Annotated in this window: 1 protein-coding gene and 1 pseudogene; both read left to right on the top strand. The window is 62.3% G+C overall.

Features of this window, described 5'->3' with window-relative positions:
* Positions 1 to 210 (top strand): annotated as a pseudogene (locus EOA75_RS33525) (hypothetical protein); the annotation flags it as partial.
* Positions 207 to 668 carry a GNAT family N-acetyltransferase gene (locus EOA75_RS33520; RefSeq protein ID WP_127217576.1) on the top strand — a complete coding sequence of 154 codons (462 nt, stop codon included), beginning with the start codon at positions 207 to 209 and terminating at the stop codon, positions 666 to 668. The pseudogene EOA75_RS33525 and the gene EOA75_RS33520, both read left to right, overlap by 4 nt.
* The last annotated feature ends 14 nt before the right edge of the window (positions 669 to 682 follow it).

Raw genomic sequence — 682 nt, 5'->3', positions numbered from 1 at the left:
GACCTTTGGGATAGCGGCCAGTGGGACGTTGCCCTCTGGGATCAGGCGGCGCCACAGGCGACAGTTAGCGGCGGCCAGTGGATTTCGATCGGCAAGACCGGCTACGTGATGCAGCCGCAATTGCAGGCCACCGGCTTTCTGAACCAGCGCCCAGACGTCGAATTCGTCCAGATCGACGTGACCTTTGAAAATGGCGGGGTGGTCGTATGAGCTACGACATCGCCATCGAGAGCTTCAACGATGCCTGGCCAGAACTCGAACCGCTTTGCCGGCGCCACTATGGCGAGATGCAGGCGCGCATGGCGGCCGAGGGGATGCAGATCGGCGACTTCAAGCCGCGCCTGAACGTCTACGGCTCGGCCGGGCATCTGCTTTGCTTCGTGGTCAGGGTCGAGGGCGAGGCCGTCGGCTACGCCTTCATCTGGCTCACGCAGGACATGCACAACAGCGAACCCATCGCCATGGAGGATACCATCTACATGCGGCCGGATCACCGGAACGGCATCGGACGCCGTTTCACCAAGCACATCCTGGCCGAACTCAAAGCGCGCGGCTGCGTCAGGGCGCACGTGACCATCGCCACCGATCTACGCGTTGCCAAGATGTGCGAACGCGTGGGCTTCAAGCGGTCGGCAATCGCAATGACGTATTTCCTTCAGGAGGCCTGACCAATGTGCGCGCC

This window comes from Mesorhizobium sp. M1A.F.Ca.IN.022.07.1.1 (genome assembly GCF_003997575.1).
GTDB lineage: Bacteria > Pseudomonadota > Alphaproteobacteria > Rhizobiales > Rhizobiaceae > Mesorhizobium.
The sequence above is the reverse complement of the archived record's forward strand: the minus strand, read 5'-3'. Positions and strand labels throughout refer to the sequence as shown.

Bases quoted from the DNA above. Each gene is read 5' to 3' on its own strand.
- EOA75_RS33520 (WP_127217576.1), top strand. From the start codon at position 207: ATGAGCTACGACATCGCCATCGAGAGCTTCAACGATGCCTGGCCAGAA.